At 53.1% G+C, this 21898-nt stretch carries 25 protein-coding genes; 23 read left to right on the top strand and 2 right to left on the bottom strand.

Going from position 1 to position 21898, the window contains the following annotated elements; genetic code table 11:
* The first annotated feature begins 35 nt into the window (after window positions 1-35).
* The 18 genes from fliM to DFK18_RS13140 all read left to right on the top strand — a co-directional run bounded on the left by fliM (window position 36) and on the right by DFK18_RS13140 (window position 16948).
* Window positions 36-1013 (top strand): flagellar motor switch protein FliM, encoded by a 978-nt coding sequence (gene fliM / locus DFK18_RS13225; protein WP_114418752.1) that lies wholly within the window; start codon window positions 36-38, stop codon window positions 1011-1013.
* 53 nt (window positions 1014-1066) lie between these two features.
* Window positions 1067-1609, top strand: a complete 543-nt coding sequence (fliN, locus tag DFK18_RS13220) for a flagellar motor switch protein FliN (protein WP_114418751.1) — start codon at window positions 1067-1069, stop codon at window positions 1607-1609.
* A 36-nt stretch (window positions 1610-1645) separates the two neighbouring features.
* Window positions 1646-2107: a flagellar biosynthetic protein FliO gene (gene fliO, locus DFK18_RS13215; RefSeq protein ID WP_114418750.1), complete on the top strand. Its 462-nt coding sequence runs from the start codon at window positions 1646-1648 to the stop codon at window positions 2105-2107.
* Entirely contained in the window at window positions 2097-2849 is a 753-nt protein-coding gene (gene fliP / locus DFK18_RS13210; RefSeq protein ID WP_178006191.1) for a flagellar type III secretion system pore protein FliP, read from the top strand. Before fliO ends, fliP begins: the two co-directional genes overlap by 11 nt.
* Before the next feature lie 30 nt (window positions 2850-2879).
* On the top strand, window positions 2880-3149 hold the full coding sequence (gene fliQ, locus DFK18_RS13205; protein WP_114418748.1) for a flagellar biosynthesis protein FliQ: 270 nt from the start codon (window positions 2880-2882) through the stop codon (window positions 3147-3149).
* 4 nt (window positions 3150-3153) lie between these two features.
* Window positions 3154-3930, top strand: a complete 777-nt coding sequence (fliR, locus tag DFK18_RS13200; protein ID WP_114418747.1) for a flagellar biosynthetic protein FliR — start codon at window positions 3154-3156, stop codon at window positions 3928-3930.
* Window positions 3930-5072 carry a flagellar biosynthesis protein FlhB gene (gene flhB, locus DFK18_RS13195; RefSeq protein ID WP_114418746.1) on the top strand — a complete coding sequence of 381 codons (1143 nt, stop codon included), beginning with the start codon at window positions 3930-3932 and terminating at the stop codon, window positions 5070-5072. Before fliR ends, flhB begins: the two co-directional genes overlap by 1 nt.
* Before the next feature lie 116 nt (window positions 5073-5188).
* Window positions 5189-7309 (top strand): flagellar biosynthesis protein FlhA, encoded by a 2121-nt coding sequence (flhA, locus tag DFK18_RS13190; protein WP_114418745.1) that lies wholly within the window; start codon window positions 5189-5191, stop codon window positions 7307-7309.
* 27 nt (window positions 7310-7336) lie between these two features.
* The gene (flhF, locus tag DFK18_RS13185; protein ID WP_114418744.1) at window positions 7337-8632 is read left to right on the top strand and encodes a flagellar biosynthesis GTPase FlhF; all 1296 of its coding nucleotides are present in this window, start codon (window positions 7337-7339) and stop codon (window positions 8630-8632) included.
* 13 nt (window positions 8633-8645) lie between these two features.
* Window positions 8646-9383 (top strand): RNA polymerase sigma factor FliA, encoded by a 738-nt coding sequence (locus DFK18_RS13180; protein WP_114418743.1) that lies wholly within the window; start codon window positions 8646-8648, stop codon window positions 9381-9383.
* 81 nt (window positions 9384-9464) lie between these two features.
* Window positions 9465-9839, top strand: a complete 375-nt coding sequence (cheY, locus tag DFK18_RS13175) for a chemotaxis response regulator CheY (RefSeq protein WP_425451598.1) — start codon at window positions 9465-9467, stop codon at window positions 9837-9839.
* A gap of 41 nt (window positions 9840-9880) precedes the next feature.
* Window positions 9881-10672, top strand: a complete 792-nt coding sequence (locus DFK18_RS13170) for a protein phosphatase CheZ (protein WP_114418741.1) — start codon at window positions 9881-9883, stop codon at window positions 10670-10672.
* Between the two features lie 12 nt (window positions 10673-10684).
* Complete coding sequence (locus DFK18_RS13165) at window positions 10685-12835, top strand: chemotaxis protein CheA (protein ID WP_114418740.1); 2151 nt, start codon at window positions 10685-10687, stop codon at window positions 12833-12835.
* Between the two features lie 75 nt (window positions 12836-12910).
* A complete protein-coding gene (locus tag DFK18_RS13160) occupies window positions 12911-14104 on the top strand; it encodes a protein-glutamate methylesterase/protein-glutamine glutaminase (protein WP_114418739.1) in 1194 nt (397 codons plus the stop codon).
* A gap of 30 nt (window positions 14105-14134) precedes the next feature.
* Entirely contained in the window at window positions 14135-14947 is an 813-nt protein-coding gene (locus tag DFK18_RS13155; protein ID WP_114418738.1) for a ParA family protein, read from the top strand.
* Window positions 14944-15921 (top strand): chemotaxis protein CheW, encoded by a 978-nt coding sequence (locus DFK18_RS13150; protein ID WP_114418737.1) that lies wholly within the window; start codon window positions 14944-14946, stop codon window positions 15919-15921. Before DFK18_RS13155 ends, DFK18_RS13150 begins: the two co-directional genes overlap by 4 nt.
* A gap of 92 nt (window positions 15922-16013) precedes the next feature.
* Window positions 16014-16502: a chemotaxis protein CheW gene (locus tag DFK18_RS13145; RefSeq protein ID WP_114418736.1), complete on the top strand. Its 489-nt coding sequence runs from the start codon at window positions 16014-16016 to the stop codon at window positions 16500-16502.
* Complete coding sequence (locus tag DFK18_RS13140) at window positions 16502-16948, top strand: DUF2802 domain-containing protein (RefSeq protein WP_114418735.1); 447 nt, start codon at window positions 16502-16504, stop codon at window positions 16946-16948. The genes DFK18_RS13145 and DFK18_RS13140 overlap by 1 nt, the downstream gene beginning before the upstream one ends.
* A 6-nt stretch (window positions 16949-16954) precedes the next feature.
* Here the strand turns inward: DFK18_RS13140 and DFK18_RS13135 are convergent, their stop codons facing one another.
* Window positions 16955-17245 carry an EscU/YscU/HrcU family type III secretion system export apparatus switch protein gene (locus DFK18_RS13135; protein ID WP_114418734.1) on the bottom strand — a complete coding sequence of 97 codons (291 nt, stop codon included), beginning with the start codon at window positions 17243-17245 and terminating at the stop codon, window positions 16955-16957.
* A 1-nt stretch (window position 17246) separates the two neighbouring features.
* The gene (locus DFK18_RS13130) at window positions 17247-18893 is read right to left on the bottom strand and encodes a flagellar hook-length control protein FliK (protein ID WP_114418733.1); all 1647 of its coding nucleotides are present in this window, start codon (window positions 18891-18893) and stop codon (window positions 17247-17249) included.
* 112 nt (window positions 18894-19005) lie between these two features.
* On the opposite strand from DFK18_RS13130, the gene ccmA reads away from it, so the two are divergent.
* From ccmA to ccmE, 5 genes are all read left to right on the top strand, one after another.
* Window positions 19006-19665 (top strand): cytochrome c biogenesis heme-transporting ATPase CcmA, encoded by a 660-nt coding sequence (ccmA, locus tag DFK18_RS13125; RefSeq protein WP_114418732.1) that lies wholly within the window; start codon window positions 19006-19008, stop codon window positions 19663-19665.
* The gene (ccmB, locus tag DFK18_RS13120; RefSeq protein ID WP_114418731.1) at window positions 19658-20392 is read left to right on the top strand and encodes a heme exporter protein CcmB; all 735 of its coding nucleotides are present in this window, start codon (window positions 19658-19660) and stop codon (window positions 20390-20392) included. Before ccmA ends, ccmB begins: the two co-directional genes overlap by 8 nt.
* A gap of 71 nt (window positions 20393-20463) precedes the next feature.
* On the top strand, window positions 20464-21213 hold the full coding sequence (locus tag DFK18_RS13115) for a heme ABC transporter permease (RefSeq protein WP_114418730.1): 750 nt from the start codon (window positions 20464-20466) through the stop codon (window positions 21211-21213).
* 3 nt (window positions 21214-21216) lie between these two features.
* Window positions 21217-21408: a heme exporter protein CcmD gene (gene ccmD, locus DFK18_RS13110; RefSeq protein ID WP_114418729.1), complete on the top strand. Its 192-nt coding sequence runs from the start codon at window positions 21217-21219 to the stop codon at window positions 21406-21408.
* Window positions 21405-21881 (top strand): cytochrome c maturation protein CcmE, encoded by a 477-nt coding sequence (ccmE, locus tag DFK18_RS13105; RefSeq protein WP_114418728.1) that lies wholly within the window; start codon window positions 21405-21407, stop codon window positions 21879-21881. The genes ccmD and ccmE overlap by 4 nt, the downstream gene beginning before the upstream one ends.
* Window positions 21882-21898 lie beyond the last annotated feature (17 nt).

Genomic DNA, 21898 nt, shown 5'->3' with positions numbered 1-21898 from the left:
CCAAGATAATAACTGACAGTTTAAGGTGGCAATTTATGGCAGTTCAGGATCTGCTATCTCAGGACGAAATTGATCTTCTCCTTCATGGCGTGGACGACGATGAGCTGCCGGATCCCGGTGAGGATGATGAGAACTCCGGTGATGTCCAGAATTATGATATTACCAGCCAGGATCGTATCGTTCGTGGTCGCATGCCGACCTTGGAGATGATCAACGAGCGTTTTGCCCGCTATACCCGTATCAGCCTCTTCAATCTTTTACGTCGTAGTGCCCACGTGGCTTCCGGCGGTGTACAGATTATGAAGTTTGGTGAATATGTTCATACGCTGTACGTTCCCACGAGTTTGAACCTGGTTAAGATTCGCCCGCTGCGCGGCACCTCCTTGTTCGTCATGGATGCCAAGTTGGTTTTCAAGCTGGTGGACAACTTTTTTGGCGGGGATGGACGGCATGCCAAGATTGAAGGCCGTGAATTTACTCCGACAGAAATTCGTATTGTCCAGAAGGTTCTGGAACAGGTTTTTATTGACTTGAAAGAAGCCTGGGCCACGGTTTTGCCTTTGAACTTTGAATACATCGGGTTTGAAGTCAACCCAGCCATGGCTAACATCGTTAGTCCCAGTGAAGTAGTGGTAGTCAGTACCTTCCATATCGAACTGGACGGCGGTGGTGGCGATCTCCACATCACCATTCCCTACTCCATGATCGAACCGGTTCGGGAAGAGCTGGATTCCGGTGTGCAATCGGATGTGGATGATATTGATGAACGCTGGGTGCGTGCGCTCCGAGCCGACATTATGGAGGCCAAGATACCTCTGAACGTTAAAGTGGTGGATAAGGATTTGACCCTGGGTGATATCGTTAATCTGGAAGCGGGTGATATTATACCGGTTGACTTGCCGGACCATGTCACTCTCCAGGCCAATGGAGTCCCTGTTTATAAATGTAAAATGGGTCGTTCTGGTGATAATCTGGCACTGAAAATCCAGGAGCAGGTGCGCTTGGTTCGCTAACTGCTATGCCTGCTAATGAAAGGCCTGATATTGAACATTGATGGGAAATTATTATGAGTGACGAAGAAAACAACGAAAACACCAATGATACGGAAGACTGGGCCGCAGCACTGGATGAATCTGCAGACGGTGGCGGTGCTGAAGATGATTGGGCGGCAGCCATGGAAGAGCAGGGTGTCAGTGAAGATGGTGGCGACGATGATGACTGGGGGGCGGCTTTACAGGAACAGGCTGCCGCTGCGGAAAACGTCAGTGACGAGGATATTAGTGAAGACGATATCGAGTCGGCTCCACTGGAATATCTGGAAGACGACTCCACCAGCTTTGAAGGTGATAACCCCAATCTTGAAGTGATCATGGATATTCCGGTGACCATCGCCATGGAAGTCGGTAATACCGAGATCGCCATCCGTAACCTGCTCCAGCTAAACCAGGGTTCGGTAATCGAACTGGATCGCCTGGCCGGTGAACCACTGGATGTGAAGGTCAACGGGACCTTGATTGCTCACGGCGAGGTGGTCATGGTCAATGAGAAATTCGGGATTCGCCTGACCGATGTTGTCAGTCCATCCGAACGTATCAAACGCCTGCGTTGATAGCGGTTTATTACTTCAGCCGGGGGGAGAGCAGTAATGCGGCAACTGCTTTTGGCGCTGACTAGCCTGGGTGTCGCTGATGCTCTTCGGGCCGAAACCCAGGAAATGGGTAGTACAGCCTCAACGGCTTCGGCCATGATGCAGGTGACCCTGGGTCTGGTCGCCGTCATTGCCTTGATGTTGGTATTGGCCTGGGTGGCTAAAAGAATGCGCCTGGTTCCCGGCTATAATCCTCATCGGGCGCTCAAGGTCATTGCTGTGCTGCCTCTCAGTAATCGCGAGCGCTTGACACTGGTCCAGGTGGGCGATCAGCAATTGCTGCTGGGTGTGACGGCCAACCAGATTAACTGTCTGCATGAATTGGAAAAGCCCATTGATCTTGCCGGCAGTAGCAGTGGCAAGGCGGGTTTTTCCCAATTGCTGCAACAGTGGAAACAGAAAAACAGCGCGTCGACCAGCGACGCATCTCATGAAAAGGATTCCAAGCATGAAGGCTAAGCCTTTGCTCCTTGTCTTGCTTGGCCTGCTGATCTTCTCGCTCGATGCCGGGGCCGGTCAGTTGCCGGGCATTGAAGCTCTCAGGGTTCAGCCTGATGGTGAGGGTGGTGAAAGCTACTCGGTGACCATTCAGGTTTTGGCCATCATGACAGCGCTGACGTTCCTGCCAGCGATGCTGATCATGATGACCAGTTTTACTCGGACCATTGTGGTTTTGGCTATTTTGCGCCAGGCGCTAGGTCTGCAGCAAACACCTTCCAACCAGATAATCCTGGGCATCGCCCTGTTTCTGACTTTTTTCATCATGACGCCCGTTTGGGAGAGGGTGAATGCTGAAGCCCTGCAGCCCTATCTGGCTGAAGAGGTTGCCCCCCTGGAGGCGGTAGAGTTGGCCAAGGCACCCTTGATGGAATTCATGCTGGCGCAAACCCGTGAAACTGACCTGGACATGTTTGCCCGCATCGGTGGTTATGAGGTCTTCGAATCGGAAGCTGATGTGCCCTTTGTGGTGCTGGTGCCTGCCTTTATGACCAGTGAGCTGAAAACGGCCTTTCAGATCGGCTTCATGTTATTTATCCCCTTTTTGATCATTGATATGGTGGTGGCCAGTATCCTGATGGCCATGGGCATGATGATGCTCTCGCCCATTATTATCTCTCTACCGTTCAAGATCATGCTTTTTGTGCTGGTTGATGGCTGGACACTGATCATGGGGACACTGGCGGCCAGTTATGGCTATTAGCGACCTGCTGCTTGCTGAGGGGAGAGAGGTATGACACCTGAGACTGCTGTCGATCTTATGCGTCAGGCGCTGTTTTTGGTTATTACGATCGTATCCATTGCCGTTGTACCCAGCTTGCTGGCTGGTTTGGTTATTGCGGTATTTCAGGCCGCGACCCAGATCAATGAACAAACCCTGAGCTTTCTGCCACGTCTGATGGCGACCCTAATCGCTCTGATTGTGGCTGGCCCCATGATCCTGCGGATGCTGATCGAATTTTTTGAGCGTCTGGCGAATAATATTCCCTACATGATAGGTTAGCGCCATGCCTTTGACTGGTGCTGAGCTAACCGCCTGGATAGGGACGTTTCTCTGGCCTTTTTTCAGGATCAGTGCGTTTTTTTTGGCGGCTCCGATCTTCAGTGCCAATTTCGTGCCTGGGCCCATTCGTATCTATCTGGCCATCCTGGTCACTTTGCTGCTCATGCCTCTGCTGCCACCCGTTCCCGTGATGGATGGCCTTTCCCCGCAAACCTGGTTGCTGGTGGCCCAGCAGATTCTTATTGGTGCCTCCCTGGGGTTTCTGGTGCAGTTGCTTTTCCAGGTTTTTGTTATTTTCGGTCAGATCGTTGCCATGCAGATCGGTATGGGGATGGCACAGATGGCCGATCCTTCCAGTGGTATCAACGTAACGGTTCTGAGTTCCTATGCCCTGATTATGACCAACCTGGTCTTTTTGGCTGTTGGTGGTCACCTGGTGATTATTGATACTCTGGCAGAAAGTTTTACTATCCTGCCAATCAGCACTGAAGGTTTTGTGCGTGAGCATGCCTGGCAGATAGCGGTTCAGGGGGGCTGGCTGTTTGCCGGTGCGCTTTTGATGGCTATGCCGATTATTATTGCCAAGCTGGTGGTCAACGTGGCGCTGGGTGTGGTGACCCGGGCCGCTCCCCAGCTAAACATCTTTGTTATCGGTTTTCCGACGATGATGATTCTGGGGCTTTTGGAGCTCTGGTTCTGGTCGACCGAGTATCTTTTCCATTTTGATCGCATGTCCCGCGATGTCTTTCAACTGATGCAAACTTGGCTGGAGCTGGGTTAATGGCACAGGAAAATCAGGACGGACAGGAAAAAACAGAAGAACCCACGTCGAAACGCAAAGAAGAGGCGAAAAAAGACGGGGAGGTGGCCCGCTCAAAAGAATTGAGTACGGCCCTCTTGCTGCTGGCGGCAGGTGGCGCTCTTTTGGTGTTTGGTGCCTGGATGGGTAACAAGGCGATGGAGTTGTTTGCTTATAACTTCAAGCTGTCACGTGAAGATGTCATGACCCAGGAGGCCATGTTCAAGCACATTAATGAATCCGTCTGGCAGGCTATTCAATCAATCCTGCCTTTTCTTATCGTGCTCTTCCTGATTGGTGCTATCTCCCAGATTATGGTGGGGGGGTGGAATATGACGGCCAAGGCGCTGGCCCCTAAGTTCAGTAAACTGGAACCCATCGCCGGTATTAAACGGATCTTTTCCAAGAACTCTCTGATGGAGTTTGTGAAGTCGGTAGCCAAGGTGGCACTGGTGGCGGCAACTTCCTATGTCATCATCTACGGGCTGAGTGAAGAGTTTGCTGTTCTGGGTGCCATGGCCTTAAAGCCAGCGATCGCCAAGGGCAGTTATCTGGTGATCTGGGCTTTTCTGGCGATTAGTTTGTCGTTGATAGTTGTGGTGTTGATTGATGTGCCCTGGCAGATCTACCAGCACAACGAAAAACTGAAGATGACACTTCAGGAGGTCAAGGACGAGCAGAAAAACACTGAGGGTAAGCCGGAAGTTAAAAGTCGTATTCGCCGCATGCAAATGGAGATGGCGCAGAGGCGTATGATGTCCGATGTACCTGATGCCGACGTGGTAATCACCAACCCCACCCATTATGCCGTTGCTCTGAAATATGACGATGATGGCAATTCCGCGCCCCTGCTCCTGGCCAAAGGGCAGGAACAGGTAGCGGCTAAAATTCGGGAAATTGCCGATTATTATGAAATTCCCGTGGTGCAGTTGCCTCCTCTGGCCCGGGCGGTCTATTTCTCCACGGAAATTGGTGATGAAATTCCCCAGCAATTGTATATGGCTGTTGCTCAAGTGCTGGCCTGGGTCTATCAAATGAAACAGTACAAGGCGGGCAAGGCCAAGAAACCGGGTGATATAGGTCAGGTGGATGTGCCTGCAGAACTGGATCCGGGTGAGGACTGATTACAATTATCCACAGGAAGTCAAACGCCTGGAGTTTATTTCACAGGGATAACTTGGCATACTTCTGCGTCGGTGCCTTTGCAGGCAGCCCCGCGTTTATTTCAACCAGGTGACCAATGGATCGAAGCCAGTTTCAAGGTGCTTTTCAAAGCATCATGCAAAGCCAGATAGCGATACCGCTATTTCTGCTCTCACTGCTGGGCATGATGACACTGCCCATGCCAGTGTTTTTGCTGGACGTATTTTTTACCTTCAACATCGCTTTTGCCATTGTCATCCTGCTGGTTGCTGTCTACTCCCTGCGTCCCCTGGACTTTGCTGTTTTTCCTACCATTCTGCTGGTGGCCACGCTGTTAAGACTGGCCTTGAATGTGGCTTCAACACGTATCGTTCTGCTTGAAGGCCATGAAGGTGGTGATGCGGCGGGGAAGGTTATTGAATCCTTTGGTGCGGTCTTGATCGGCGGTAACTATGTGGTGGGTTTAATCGTCTTCCTGATCCTGATGATCATCAACTTTGTCGTAATCACCAAGGGTGCCGGGCGAATTTCCGAGGTAAGTGCACGCTTTACTCTGGATGCCATGCCGGGCAAACAGATGGCGATTGATGCCGATTTGAATGCGGGCCTGATCGACCAGGAAGAAGCCAAGAATCGCCGTGAAGAAATTGCTTCGGAAGCTGATTTCTACGGTTCCATGGATGGTGCCAGTAAGTTCGTACGTGGTGATGCCGTGGCAGGCATCATGATCCTGGTCATCAATATGGTGGGTGGTCTGCTGATTGGTATGCTGCAGCATGATCTGGAGTTTTCCGTCGCCACCGAGCGCTACGTACTCTTGACCATTGGTGATGGTCTGGTGGCCCAGATTCCTTCGCTGATGCTTTCTGTCGCAGCGGCGATCATGGTAACCCGGGTCAACTCCTCGCAGAATATTTCCACCCAGGTCTCCCGGCAGATGTTTGGTACCCCCAAGGCCCTGGCTGTTGCCGCCACCTTGATGGTGATCATGGGGCTGGTACCCGGCATGCCGCACCTGGCCTTTTTGAGTCTGGCTGCCATTGCCGGTGGTGGTGCCTACTTGATTTATCGCTTGCAACAAAAGCAGCTGGCAGAAGAGTTGGCCACTCAACAGGCGGCCAGTCAACTGCCCATGACACCTGATCCTGATGAAGTGGATCAGAAGGAGCTCAATTGGCAGGATGTGGCGCCGGTTGATCTTTTGGGGCTGGAAGTGGGCTACCGTTTGATTCCCCTGGTGGACAAGACCCAGGGTGGTCAGCTGTTGGGCCGTATCAAGGGGATACGTAAAAAGCTATCGCAGGATCTGGGCTTTTTGATGCCTTCGGTACACATTCGCGACAACCTGGATCTTAGCCCCAACAGCTACCGGATTATCCTCAAGGGGGTGACTATTGGTGAGGCCGATGTTCATCCTGAGCGCGAAATGGCAATCAACCCCGGCCAGGTTTACGGGCCGATTAATGGTATCAAGGGGCGGGATCCGGCCTTTGGTCTGGAAGCCGTTTGGATCAATCCTTCCCAACGCGAAGAAGCTCAGACCCTAGGCTATACTGTTGTTGATGCCAGTACCGTGATCGCGACGCAGCTTAACCAGATCATGCATGATTATGCTCATGAGTTGATTGGCCATGATGATGTTCAGAAGATGCTGGATATGCTGGCCCAATCCGCTCCCAAGCTGTCCGAACAGCTGGTACCGGATAGCGTGACCCTGTCAGTGCTGCTGAAGGTGCTTCAGAATCTGTTAACCGAGCAGGTTCCCGTTAAAGATTTTCGCTCCATCGCCCAGGCACTGGTGGAAGCGGCACATACAACCCGTGACCCTATCCAGTTAACTACGGCGGTCAGGGTTGCACTCTCCCGCTCGATTGTTCAGGCTATTACCGGACCCAGTGAGCACCTGGCCGTTATTACTTTGGAGCCTGAATTGGAGCAACTGCTACTGAAGAGTGTGCAGCAGGCTGCCCAGCAGGGGGGTGAAAGTGATCAGCTGATTCTGGAGCCAGCCATGGCCGAGAAGCTGCAGCAATCGCTGAGTGAAGTAGCTCAACAGCAGGAAATGCAGGGTAATCCAGCAGTGCTGGTAACGGCCGCGCCTGTACGGCCGGTTATGGCCAGATTTGTGCGCTATGGTATTCAGAATGTGCACGTGCTTTCTTATCAGGAAATTCCAGACAATAAACAAATCACCATAGTGGCAACCATAGGGCAATAGCGGCATGCAGATTAAGGGGTTCTATTCATGCGGGTGAAGCGGTTTTTCGGGGCAGATTCCCGTCAGGCCATGCGTCAGGTTCGTGAGGAGCTGGGTGCTGATGCTGTCATCATGTCCAATAAGAAGGTGGATAACGGTGTCGAGATTGTCTGTGCGCTGGATTATGAAGGCGGAGAAACGCCTCAGGAATTCTCGTCAGCTCTCAAGCAGGCGGACCAGGGGGTTGCTCTGCAGCAGGAGCTGGACGAAGCCAGACAAAGAATCCTGTCCGGAGCCCGTTTTGACAGCGGCATGACTGAAAATGCTTTTCAAAAGAAGGCACGCCTTCGCCAATGGGGACTGAATGAATTTGGCGAAAGTGAAGATGATCATGCCACTTCCTATGAACCTGGCGATAACTGGAGCAGCCAACCAGCTCCAAGCCGTAGCGGTTCTACTGAAGAGCTGGCCATCAAGGCCATGCAGTCGGAAATTCAGGGCTTGCGCGATCTCCTCAAGGAGCAGCTTCGGGAAAATGAAGGAGCCAAGAATCCTACTGAAGCCTTGATGCGTAACCGCCTGGTGAATGCCGGTTTTAGTCACAACTACATCACCAAGCTGCTCAAGCTGGTTCCGCTGGATAGCGATCTGGATAGCCAGTCGGCCTGGAAACTGCTGCTCAAGCGCCTGGAAAATGAATTACAAACCCTCGATGAAGAATTGATCGACAAGGGAGGGGTGGCTGCTTTGGTGGGGCCGACCGGCGTGGGTAAAACCACAACTCTGGGTAAGCTGGCCGCGCGCTATGTCTTGAAACACGGAGCTGAAGGCCTGGCTCTGGTGACCACCGATTGCTATCGAATTGCGGCCTACGAACAGTTGCGCACCTTTGGGCGCATCCTGGGGGTGACCGTCCGGGTCGTGGACGAAAACAACTCGCTGGATTTGACGCTCAAATCCCTGCGTAACAAAAGTCTGGTTTTGATCGATACAGCTGGCCTTAATGTTCGTGATCCCAATCTTCAGAGTCAGCTGACACTCCTGACGTCTGCGCAGGCCCGAATCCGCCGTTTTATTGTGCTGCCAGCCATCAGTCAGTCCCGGGTACTTTTGGATACCTACGAAGCCTACCGGGATGCAGGCCTCAATGGCTGCGTACTGACCAAGCTGGACGAAGCCGTCAATATCGGCGAAGTTCTGGGTCTGGTGTTGGAAAAACGTCTTCCCATTAGCTATGTAACTAATGGGCAAAAAATTCCGGATGACGTCAAGCTAGCCAGTCCCTCAGCATTGGTGGCGCGTTTTGCCAAGGATGTTGAGCGGAGTGAAGAAAATAATGGATAGACAGGCTGAATGAATGAGTGCTGCCAAGGGTCTTGATCTTTATTCGCGTAATCAACAGCTTGCAGATGCCAAGCTGCTAGAGCGCTACTCATCTCTGGTGCGTCGGATTGCTTATCATCTCTTGGGTCGTCTGCCAGCGACCGTCCAGGTTGATGACCTTCTGCAATCGGGCAGCATGGGCTTGATCGAGGCATCACGCAATTTTGATGCGGACAAGGGCGCCAGTTTTGAAACCTTTGCTTCGATCAGGATTCGCGGTGCCATGCTAGATGAGGTTCGCCGTCACGACTGGGCGCCTCGCTCGGTACACCGCAATAGTCGCCGGGTCAGTGAAGCTATTAAAGCGGTGGAGGCACGCACTGGCCGAGATGCCAAAGATCAGGAGATCGCCGAGGAAATGGGGGTTTCCCTGCAGGAATACCAGAGTTTCCTTGCAGATACTGCAGGTTCCAGGCTGTTCAGTTTTGATGAGTTGACCAGTCAGGAGGATTCGGCATTTGAATTGCCGGATACCAAGGGTTCGAGCCCGCTCAGTGAAGTTCAGGAAGAGCAGTTCCAAGATTCCTTGGCAAATGCAATTTCAGCTTTGCCTGAGCGTGAACAAATGGTACTTTCACTGTACTATAACGAAGAGCTGAATCTAAAAGAGATAGGTGCCGTGCTCTCTGTCAGTGAATCCCGGGTGAGTCAGATTTTGAGTCAAGCGGCTGCCAGACTCAGGGGAAAGCTGACTGATTGGAAAAATGTATAGTGTACCCCTCTTCTTTCAGGGTTGTATTATAATCATTACTGCTTTTGGCAAGGTTTAACGGAGGTTGCCTTGAATAAAGATATGAAAATTCTCATTGTGGACGATTTTGCCACTATGAGAAGGATAGTGAAAAACTTGCTTCGTGATCTGGGGTTTAACAACACCCATGAGGCAGATGATGGTTTGACAGCAATTCCGATGTTGAATACTGGCAACTTCGATTTTGTTGTAACCGACTGGAATATGCCCGGCATGACAGGTTTTGACCTGCTCAAGCATATTCGTGCCGACCCAGAATTAAAGGATCTGCCTGTTTTGATGGTTACCGCCGAGTCCAAACGTGAACAAATTGTGGCGGCTGCCCAGGCAGGTGTGAACGGCTATATCGTCAAACCCTTTACGGCAGCAGTGCTGAAAGAAAAAATCGAAAAGATTTTTGAACGCTTGGAAAAATAGTGGCGTAGAGCAGCTGCTGCGCCCCAGGTTCAGGTGAGTGAATGACTGATCAGTCCGGCCAGCCCGAAAGCTTTGAGCAACTGTTGCGCAGCACAACAGGCGAATTGATTGAAAAAATCGAGCAGGATCAACTGGTTGATGCGGTCAATCTCCTGCAGCAGATTAATGATGCCAGAAACAAAAATCTATACTTGGAAGTTGGCAGACTGACCCGCGCGCTGCATGATGCCATCAAAGATTTTCATCTGGATACCTCGGCAGTTGTTGGGGGAAAAGAAGAGTTTTCGGATATCTCGGATGCTGCTGATCGTCTGAATTATGTGATCAATCTGACCCATGATGCAGCCAACACCACCATGGATAAGGTGGATGCAAGTCTGCCCTTGGTTAATCACATGGGCGATGAAGCAAGAGTGCTGCGTGAAGAGTGGGCCAGGCTGAAAAGACGTGAGATGGATGCTGATGAATTTCGCGACCTCTACCAGCGGATGGATGCTTTTCTGGCAGCCACTGAAGAGCAGGCAACAACTCTGAACAGTAATTTCAGTGAAATCACCCTGGCCCAGGGTTATCAGGATTTAACCGGTCAGGTGGTGGAAAAAGTTATTGTACTGGTTCATGAAGTAGAAGATAGCCTGGTTAACCTGGTCCGTATGGCCAGTCAGGTAGACAAGATTACTGGTATTCGCCATGAGAATACCCAACAAGAAACCGAGGTCGTTGATGATTCGCCAGCACCCGAAGGCCCGGCAATCAATGCCGATAAGCGAGGCATTGATGTGGTGTCGGGTCAGGATGAGGTTGACGACCTTCTCTCCAGTCTCGGGTTTTAAAGGAGCCGATGGATGAGTCTCGATGCAGATCAGGATATTCTGCAGGATTTCCTAGTAGAAGCAGGTGAAATCCTGGAACAGCTCTCTGAACAGTTGGTCGATCTGGAGCAGTCGCCAGATGACCCTGAGCTGCTTAATGCTATCTTTCGCGGATTTCACACTGTAAAAGGTGGTGCTGGTTTTTTACAAATCAATCCGCTGGTTGACTGCTGTCACAGTGCAGAAAATGTTTTTGACACCCTGAGAAAACATCAGCGTGAAGTCACGCCTGAGCTCATGGATACGGTGCTGAGTGCACTGGATAGCGTCAATGAAATGTTTGAAACGGTTCGTGGTAATGAGATGCCCGAACCGGCTGATCCCTCCCTGATCGAAGCCCTGGTTTATTACGCCAAGCCTGAAGATGAAGCCGGTGCGCCCCCTGCGGCTGTTGAAGAACAGACCGAGCAGGCCACAGGTGGAGCAGTGGATGAACCTGAATCAGCGCCCAGTGGATCAGGCAGCGATGGTGATATCACGGATGAAGAATATGAAGCGCTACTGAATGCGCTCAGCCCTGAAGACAAGGCAGCCATGCAAAAGGCTGCAGAAGAGAAGGCCGCTCCTAAAGCGGCAGCGGCAGATGATGAAATCACCGAAGATGAATTTGATCAGCTGCTGGACGAACTTCACGGCAAGGGCAAGGGGCCGGGTTCCGGTGCGCCTGCCGAAGCTGAAAAGCCAGCAGCACCTTCGCCTGCGTCCGGCGGTGGCGATGACCTGATTACTGAAGATGAGTTTGACCAGTTGCTGGATGAACTCCATGGCAAGGGCAAGGGGCCTGGTTCGGGAGCACCTGCTGCCAGCGACAAGAAACCGGAAAAACCTCAAGCCAGCTCCCAGCCTCCCGCTCCCACACCCAAGAAAGAAGCTGCCCCTCAGGCAGGGGAAGCGAAACCGCCTGCACCCAAGGCCAAGCCGCCTGCGAAGAAAGAGGCGGCAGCCGATAGCACGGTTCGGGTGGATACTTCCCGTCTTGATGAAATCATGAACATGGTGGGTGAGCTGGTCCTGGTGCGCAATCGCCTGGTTCGTCTGGGGTCGGATAGCACTGACAGTGAACTGGCCAAGGCTGTGGCCAACTTGGATGTGGTGACAGCGGATCTGCAGACCTCGGTCATGAAGACCCGTATGCAGCCGGTCAAGAAAGTCTTTGGGCGTTTCCCACGAATTATTCGTGATCTGTCACGCAAGATGAACAAGGAAATCAGGTTGGAGATGATTGGTGAAGACACCGATCTGGATAAAAACCTGGTTGAAGCCCTGGCCGACCCCATGGTTCACCTGGTGCGCAACTCGGCAGACCATGGTATCGAGCAGCCCGAAGATCGTGAAAAGAAAGGCAAGCCGCGTGAAGGTAAGGTTATTCTGGCAGCCGAACAGGAAGGCGATCATATCCTCCTCACCATTTCTGATGATGGTGCTGGTATGGATCCGGAAGTCCTCAAGCGCAAGGCCGTTGAGAAAGGGCAGCTGGATCAGGATGCCGCCGATCGTTTGACTGACCAGGAAGCTTTCAATCTGATTTTTGCTGCGGGTCTGTCCACCAAGGAACAAATCTCCGATGTCTCCGGTCGGGGTGTGGGCATGGATGTGGTGAAAACCAAAATCTCGCAGCTTAACGGGACGATCAATGTCTGGTCGGAGTTGGGCAAGGGCAGCAAGATTATCATCAAGGTACCGCTGACCCTGGCGATCATGCCGACTCTGATGATCAAGCTACAAGATCAGACCTTTGCACTGCCTTTGGTCAACGTGAACGAAATCTTCCAGTTGGATATTTCCCGTGCCAACAAAATCGATGGCCAGGAAGTGATCATTATTCGTGAGCGCACCCTGCCTCTCTTCCACCTGCGCCGCTGGTTGGTTCGTGATCCTGCCAAGCGGGAGGTTTCCCAGGAAGAATTGAAAGAAGCCCATGTGGTTGTGGTTTCTATCGGTAACCAGCAGGTAGGCTTTGTTGTCGATGATCTGATCGGTCAGGAAGAGGTGGTGATCAAGCCGCTGGGTCAGATGCTGCATGGTACACCGGGCTTGGCTGGTGCCACGATTACCGGTGATGGGCGCATTGCCTTGATCCTGGATATTCCCGGTCTGCTCAAGCACTACACCGGACGGCGTTAAACGTAATTGATTGATGGCCAACAGCAGGCTGTAAGTCTGCTGCTGGCTGTAGCCTAGAGTTGGTGGGAGAAGAAGATGCCAATCACCGTATTGGTGGTTGATGATTCAGGTTTTTTTCGTCGCAGGGTTTGCGAACTTCTGGAAACGGACCCGCGTCTTAAAGCCATAGGGACAGCGTCAAATGGCCGAGAAGCGGTAGAAAAAACGCTGGAGCTGAAACCTGACGTTATCACCATGGACTATGAAATGCCCGTCATGGACGGGATTTCTGCTGTGCGTGAAATTATGGCCAAACAGCCGACTCCGGTACTCATGTTTTCGTCACTGACACATGAGGGGGCCCGGGTGACTCTGGATGCGCTGGAAGCCGGTGCTGTCGATTACCTGCCCAAGAATTTTGAAGATATTTCCCGCAATACCGAAAAAATGGCCAAGGTCCTTTGTGATCGTGTCCTGACGGTAGCGCGTAGCCAATCCTCTCAGGCTGCTGCCCCTCCGCGAGCTAGTTTTTCCCGTGCTGCAGCTCGGGATAGCCAGCCAGCGGGACGAACTGGTTCACCTGCTTATGAGCGTTCTTCCCTACAGGATCGTATTTCTGCCCGACGAGAAGAAGCAAGAAAACGCAATGAGCAGCATCAGGCGGAAAGAGCCGAAGCCAAAGCCAGCTTGGTGCCTGCGGGCAAACCTAAACCCAAGCCTCGCCATTTTTCTCTGGTTATGATTGGCACCTCCACGGGTGGTCCCATGGCTCTGCAGACAGTACTGACACGTTTGCCGGCCAATTTTCCCGCGCCGCTGGTTCTGGTGCAGCATATGCCCTCAACTTTTACCGGTGCTTTTGCTGAGCGCCTCAATTCTTTGTGTAAAATTCAGGTAAAAGAGGCCGAAGATGGTGACCAGTTGCGCCCTGGTCTGGCATTATTGGCTCCTGGCGGCAAACAAATGATGATTGATAAACGTCATGGGGGCAGTGTGCGTATTCTCCCCGGTGATGAAAGACTGAATTACAAGCCTTGTGTTGATGTAACCTTTGGCTCGGCGGCCAAGGTTTTTCCAGGCAAGGTGCTTGCTGTCATTCTTACAGGGATGGGCGCAGATGGACGTGAAGGTTCCCGGATGTTAAAGGATACGGGTTCTGTCGTTTGGGCGCAGGATGAAGCCAGTTCAGTAATTTATGGTATGCCGATGGCTGTAGCTAAAGCTAATCTTGCCGAAGAAATAATTAATCTTGCGGATATTGCCGACAAGTTAACCAGTGATGTCACCTGATGCAGGTGGTCGACAGGAGTTGAAACGGGTATGCATGTCTGGGCGGTTGCTAATCAAAAAGGCGGTGTAGGTAAAACCACGACTGCCGTGACCCTCGGGGGTATTCTTGCTGACCGTGGTCATCAGGTGCTTCTGCTGGATCTTGACCCCCACGGGTCTCTGACCAGTTATTTTAAATATGATCCCGACAGTGTGGAAAAAAGCGTCTATGACCTTTTTCAACACAAGCAGGTGCCTGAATCCCTGCCCGCTAGTCTCTTGTTGGATACGGGGCATGATCGCCTGAAAATCATGGCTGCCTCAACCGCTCTGGCCACTCTGGAACGCCAGATGAGTGGCAAGGGGGGCATGGGTCTGGTCGTTGCCAAATCCCTGGCTCAACTCTGGAACCGTTTTGACTATGTTTTGATCGATAGTCCGCCTGTTCTGGGGCTGCTGATGATCAACGCCCTGGCAGCCTGTGAGCAACTGATCATTCCGGTGCAAACGGAATTTTTGGCAATCAAGGGGCTGGAAAGAATGATGCGGACCCTGAAAATGATCAACAAGGCACGTAAGCACGCGCTGCCCTACACGGTGGTGCCCACGCTCTATGACCGCCGTACACAAGCCTCAATCCAGAGTTTAAGGCTGCTACGCAATACCTATGGTGATGCAATCTGGCACTCCATGGTGCCTGTGGATACCAAATTCCGGGATGCCAGTGTTGCCGGTATGCCCGCCTCCATGCTGGATCCCAACAGCCGGGGTGTTCATGCCTACAGTGTACTGCTCAAGTTCCTGCAGGAACGCCAGCCAGAAGCCAGACGCCAGGCAGCTCCTGACAAGGAGGCTGGACAATGAGTTGGCATGAGACCCCTCAGCAGGCTATCGAGGGTTATCTGGAAGCCCTTCTCAGCGACGATGGTCAGGATATCGATCTGGAGGAGCTGTATTCTCAGCCCTCTGAATCCCCGCGGCCTCGCGAGGAGTCTTTTCAGGGGCGGCATCTGAGTGAATCCCTGGAGCGTGCCCGTCAGGCGGCGGCAGAAGAAGAAAAGGCAGCACCGCCAGCTGTTGAAGAAGCTGATCCGGCGCAACCCCAGGTACTGATGCCGGAATTGCAGGTAGCACCCCAGCCTGAGCCCCAAGTGGAAACCCCTGAGCCGCCTCCTGCTGAGCCGGAGCCTGCTCCTCTTCCTGAGGAACCTCTTGCTGCTCCCGAGCCTGAACCCCAGCCGAGCGAGCCCCTGGTTGAGCCCGAACCTGAAGTAGCACCACCGGAAGTCCGTGAAGACAAGAAAGAAGATCAGCCACCAGCCCCTCCCGGTTGGAAGAATGGTCGTCCTGTCTGGGCTCAAGAACGCTTTGAATGTTTGCTGTTCAAGGTCAAAGGCTTAACCCTGGCTGTCCCTCTGGTGGAACTGGGGGGCATTATCAAGATAGATCGTGAACCCACCCCCCTGTTTGGCCAGCCCGATTGGTTCCTGGGCATGCTGAGAGCCAATGACCTGAATGTGTGTATGGTGGATACGGCTCAATGGGTGCTGCCGCCTGCTCTTATTAATCAGCAGCAGGATCCCTATAAGTTGATTATCCGTATTCACGATAGCGTCTGGGGTCTGGCCTGTAACCTGGTTGATCGTTCCATATCGCTAAACCCCGATCAGGTACGCTGGAGAACCTCTTTAGGCAAGCGTCCCTGGCTGGCCGGTACAGTGATTGAGCATATGTGTGCTTTGATTGATGTGGCTGCTTTTGATCGTCTTCTCAAGGAAGGCCACGGGCAGATGGAACCGGCCAATTTGAGTGCGCTCAAGGAACTGGACTCTGAATAAACTTGCTCTTTGCCTACTGTTTTTCTGGGCAAAGGTGTATTAGCATAAAAACTCATGGGTGTTTCCCCCCATCTGAAATGAAGGATTGAACCATGTCGAGCCCACAAAAGATTCAGGCTGAAAGCGCCTCTGATCCAGTACTCCAATATGTGACCTTCCGTCTGGCTGAAGAGACCTACGGTATCAATGTCATGATGGTGCAGGAAGTGCTGCGCTATACCGAAATTGCACCGGTTCCTGGTGCGCCTGATTATGTGCTGGGTATTATCAACCTGCGTGGTAATGTGGTAACTGTTATAGATACCCGCCAGCGCTTTGGTCTAATGCCGGGAGAAGTCACGGATGCAACCCGCATCATGATCATTGAGGCGGACCAGCAGGTCGTCGGCATCATGGTCGACTCAGTAGCTGAAGTGGTTTATCTGAAGCAATCGGAAATCGAAACGGCCCCCAACGTCGGCAATGAAGAAAGTGCCAAGTTTATCCAGGGTGTGTGCAACAAGAATGGCGAGCTGCTTATTCTGGTTGAGCTTAACAAGCTGATGTCCGATGAAGAGTGGGCTGAACTGGCAGCACTTTAATGACTATGCCTTCAGTTGTTGAACTTCTTGCTCTGGCTGCTGCTGCCCTTGCTCTGTTCCTGGGTGGTCTGGCCTTGTCGCATATCCGCAAACTGCAGCAAAAACTGCAGGAAGCGCGCAATGAAACTCATCTGCTGGTCAAGGCGCTGAGAAATGAAAATCATGCCATGGGCAGTGGTGCCATCGGTATGGGTCAGCGCCTGGTCGAGGTAGAAAAGCGCCTCAATAACACCGTTGAGCGCCAGATGGAAATTGAACAGCGCGATCCCGGCAGTCTGCCTTATGCCTATGCAGTGCGCCTGGTTGAGATGGGGGCCAGCGTTGATGATCTGGTACAAAACTGTGGATTGGCTCGTGTGGAAGCCGAGCTGATCACTCTGGTGCATTCTGAACTCAAGGCGCAGCGTGAAGCGCCGGATCGTGAAGAGCACTACTCGATTAATTGATTCCTGCTAACTCTGGCCGCTTTTGCTTTTCAGCGTATCCAGGTCGTAGACAAAAGCCAGAACCTCGGCAATGGCCATATACAGGAGTTCAGGAATCTCCTCGCCCAGTTCCAGATGTGCCAGGGCAGCCGCCAAGCTGGCATCCTCATACAGAGGCACATCATTTTCTTCTGCCACCTGCATGATCTTTTCCGCAATTTCTGCACAGCCCTTGGCGGTCAGTCGGGGAGCACCGAGTCCGTCATACTGCAGGGCTACTGCTCTGCGAGGTGAACTCCCGCGCGAATTGAAACGCATGCTATATCTCCGTATCGATAATCTGTTGAGGGTGGCGATTGCTGACTAATTGAGGCGGGCGGCCCTGGTGGCAGTCTACCCGCTCAACCTCGGCACCCAGGCGCCTTAACCGGGCTTCCAGAACACCGACTTCCTTCTGCATGGGTGCCCAGGCTTCAGCCGTTTCTACCCAGATATCTGCTTTCAAATTCTTGTCTTTAAGCTTTAGCAGCGTATGTACTCGGCCCCAGTGTTGCAGGTCAAAACTCAGCTGGACCTCCCAACTGCGGGTGCGGCGTCCGGCTTCTTCAGCTTGGGCTTCGGCATCCTTTTCTTCGATCCAGCGGCGTATTTCCATCTGCGCCTGGAACCAATCCCCGCGGACACTATAGGGCAGATCCATCTGGATCACCTGGGCTGGCTGGCCGCGCTCATGACTGGTCTGGGTTGCCTGGAGGCTGTTCTGCTGGAGCACTTGAATACGAGCCTGGGCTGCCTGTACTTGCTGGGCGACCTGCTGCAAGACCTGTTGGTTAGAGGTTGCCTGCCCGCCACCGGCCTGACCGCGTAACTGGGCGCTGGCCTGTTGCAGTAGCAGTTTGAGATCTCCTTGGGCTCCAGTTTGCAGCCCACGAACCACATTGGCTTCCAGCAAGAGTCCGCTAAAAGGAATAAAAGCCTGGAGTTGTTGGGCGCTGGGTGGTTTGCTGCCCTGGGGAATCAGATTTAACAGACTGGAGATATGCTCCTTGAGACTGGCTGCTGGCGAGCTGGGTGGCGCGGTGCTGGAGGTGGTTGCGGTCTGAGCCTGAGTGGCAGGTGTCTGCACTGAAGGGGTTGGCGTCTGCCCGGGCAGCTGGCGAACCAATTGGGTCAACTGCTGCAAGGGTTGCTGTAGAGGCGCCTGGCGTGGTAGAGCCTGGCGTAGCTGGGCGCCTGCAGCCTGTAAGAGTGTTTGCACGCTGGCAGTCTGACTGCTATTGCTTTGAATGGTTGTAGCTGAAGGTAGTGGATTGTTTAAAATACCAAGCAGTTGCAAGGCTTCGTTGGTCAAAGGCCGTAATTGCAGTTGTTGTGTGTTTCCCGCAGGATTGCCCGTGGTTTGAATCTGTACCTGCTGGCCGCTGGGTAAAGACTGTTGGCTAGTGACCTGTAGGACTTGACCGCCAGCCAGTTGCAGTTGGATCTGGTAGCTACCTGAGCCTGCAGGGCCCTGGCCGGGATTCAATGCCTGGCTGCTGATTACCTGGCCAACTTGAATGGAGCCACCACTACTGGGTAGTGACTGACCGGATGCCAGGCGTGCAGGCAGGGTAGGGAGCTGGTTAAGCAGTTGATTGAGCTGCTGGGCCGCCTTGGCCTGGCCGGGTACCTGGGGAAGCAGGCGTACATCCACCAGCCCGTCTTGACGCCCGGTGATCTGCAGCGCCTGGCCCTGGGCCAATGGGCGGTCGCTCCGCAGGGTGACTTGCTCCCCATTGCTGAGTTGAACCTGAACCCTGTAGCCCTGGCCTTCTCGGGCCGGTTCACTGGCGACTACCTGGCCGCTACGAGTCTGCCCGGCTTCCACACGGACCGAACCCTCAGTGGGCAGAGCACGTAGCTGGGTGCCGGAAGAACTGCTGCCGCTATCGGAGCGGTTTGAAGTCGTTACTTGCAGACCCTGCATGGTCTTTTCCTCTTGCTGCGAGCCGGTGGCTTGTCTGGCAGATTTATCAGGATCATAGTAAAGTGTGCAGCTAATTTGAACTGTACATTTTTAGTAAGGCCTTGCCATCCCGATGTCTGAGTCTGCCTCCAAACCGCCCCTGTTAACTGTCAGGCAGCTTGACTGTGAACGTGATGAGCGTCAGCTCTTTTCTTCCCTGGATCTGGATATTTACCCCGGTGATCTGCTGCAGCTGGAAGGCCCCAATGGGGCCGGCAAAACCAGCCTCTTGCGAGTCCTGGCCGGTCTGCTTCCAGCTAGTAGTGGTGAGGTTTTTTGGCAGGGTGAACCGGTCAAGCAAGTCAGTGATGACTACTACCGCTCACTGGTTTTTATCGGCCATTTGGCTGGCATCAAACCGGAACTGACCCCCCTGGAAAACCTGCGCTGGTATGCCGCTCTGGAGGGATTTACCCAGGAAGAAGATCTGGAGAAGGCCCTTGTCGGTGTGGGTCTGTCCGGCTTTGAGGATCAGCCCTGTCACCAGTTATCCGCCGGGCAGAAACGACGTGTGGCTCTGGCGCGACTGCTCTTTACCCAGCGCCCCTTATGGTTGCTGGATGAACCCTTTACCGCCTTGGATAAGGAAGGCGTGGCCGCGATGGAAGCCTTGTTAGTGGCTCATGTCGCCGATGGAGGAGCTATTATTCTGACCAGTCACCATGCTTTGGAAAACCTGCCGGGTTTGAAAAAGCTGCGCCTGGGCAAGCTGGCGGGAGACAATCATGAATAAAACGGCTGCGACCTTTTGTCGCCTAAAGGCAAAAAAGTCGAACTTACCCAGTCAAGGCAGTGTCTTTTTAGCAGCCCTGGCCCGAGAAGGTCGGCTGCAGGTGCGTAGACGGGGTGATTTGCTTAACCCTCTGGTATTTTTTGCCCTGGTCGTGGTGCTTTTTCCTTTGGGGATATCGCCGACAGAAGAAATACTGGCGCCGGTAGCACCAGGAGTGCTTTGGGTAGCCGCGCTGCTGGCCGTCCTCATGTCACTGGATGCCCTTTTTCGCCCTGATTTGATGGATGGCTCTCTGGAGCAGCAGCAGTTAAGTGGTTATTCCCTGGCAGCCCTGGCCATGGCCAAGTTGGCGGTTCACTGGCTGTTAACCAGCTTGCCTTTGATACTGCTGTCCCCTTTTCTGGGCATTATGCTGTATCTGCCCTGGGAAGCTCAGGGGGTTCTTTTGCTTTCGCTACTGCTGGGTAGCCTGGCCTTGAGTCTGGTCGGGGGGATAGGGGCCGCCCTAACTGCCGGCCTGGGTAAATCGGGGGTTTTGATGACGCTGTTGGTACTGCCCTTCTATATACCCGTATTGATTTTTGGTACCGGTGCCATGCAAACAGCCATCAGTGGGGGCAATGCCTTACCCCATTTGGCCTTGCTGGGGGCTTTGGCTGCTCTGGCTTTAACCCTGGCTCCCTGGGCAATCGCTGCAGGTTTGAGAATTACCCTCTCGGGTGAATAGACGATCCGATAATTGCAAGAGGTTGAGGATGCCCGTTTATCCTGAGCCTGAGTTAGATTGAGGTGTTTAACGTGTGGAAATGGTTAACAACCCTGTATCACCGCTTGGCTTCGCCTAAGTGGTTTTACCAGATTAGTGGTCTCTGGCTGCCCTGGTTTGCAGTGGTATCGCTGCTTTTTATCGGGGCCGGGTTAATCTGGGGACTGGCGTATGCGCCCATGGATTACCAGCAGGGCAATAGCTTTCGGATTATCTATGTGCACGTACCTGCCGCCTTCCTGGCCCAGTCCATCTACGTGATGATGGCACTGGCCGGTGTTGTCCTCCTGGTCTGGAAGATCAAGATGGCGGATGTGGTGGCCCAATCCTTGGCCCCGGTGGGGGCCAGCATGACCTTTATTGCCCTGGTGACTGGTGCCATCTGGGGGGTGCCCACCTGGGGAACCTGGTGGATGTGGGATGCCCGTCTGACTTCCATGCTGATCCTCTTCTTTCTCTACCTGGGCGTCATTGCCCTGCGAGAGGCCCTCAAGCCCCAGGATACAGCGGCCAAGGCCTGTGCTCTGATGGCCATCGTGGGGGTGATCAACATTCCCATTATCAAATACTCGGTTGACTGGTGGTATACCCTGCACCAGCCAGCTACCTTCACCCTGACCGAAAAACCGGCCATGCCAGCTTCCATGTGGGTACCTCTGCTGCTGATGGTGATCGGTTTTTATGCGTTTCTGGGCTGGTCGCTACTCTTGCGGGCCCGGGCCGAAGTCTTGAGGCGTGAGCACAAATCCGGTTGGGTTAAAGATTTATTGCAACGGAAGTGAACCATGTATTTCGATAGCTTGTCCGAGTTCATCAATATGGGGGGGCAGGGGCTCTATGTCTGGAGTTCCTTTGCTCTCAGTTTGCTGTTGATGGCCTTCAATATTCTTCTGCCCTGGTTGAAGTTGAAGGCAACCCGCAAACAACTGGCACGTCAGCTGCGGCGTGAGGTCAATCAACAAGGTGAACAGGCATGACACCAAAAAGAAAGAAAAAACTCTGGATACTGGGCCTGATGCTGGCAGGGGTTTCCGTCACGGTAGGGCTGACTCTCTTTGCTCTGAGTAGCAATATCAACCTTTTCTTTACTCCCACCCAAATTCAGGCCGGTGAGGCTCCCGAGAACCGTCAGATCCGGGCCGGCGGCATGGTCGTTGAGGGCAGTGTCAAACGGGACCCGGATAGTCTGCGGGTCCGCTTTGCCGTAACCGATAGCAATGCCCAGGTGTGGATCAATTACGACAAGATCCTGCCGGATCTTTTCCGCGAGGGTCAGGGTATTGTTGCTGTCGGTGAACTCAATGCAGACCGGGAGCTGATCGCCAGTGAAGTCCTGGCCAAGCATGACGAAAACTACATGCCTCCTGAAGTAGCCGAGGCCCTGGAAGCGGCTGGCAAACTCCCTTCAGGCTCACAAGAAAGCAGCGAAGCAACTGAAGCAACCTACTAATCAACCCGGGTGTTTTA

The sequence above is a fragment of the Marinospirillum perlucidum genome (assembly GCF_003336805.1).
Taxonomy (GTDB): Bacteria; Pseudomonadota; Gammaproteobacteria; order Pseudomonadales; family Halomonadaceae; genus Marinospirillum; species Marinospirillum perlucidum.
This window is presented reverse-complemented; position numbering and strand designations above follow the sequence as displayed.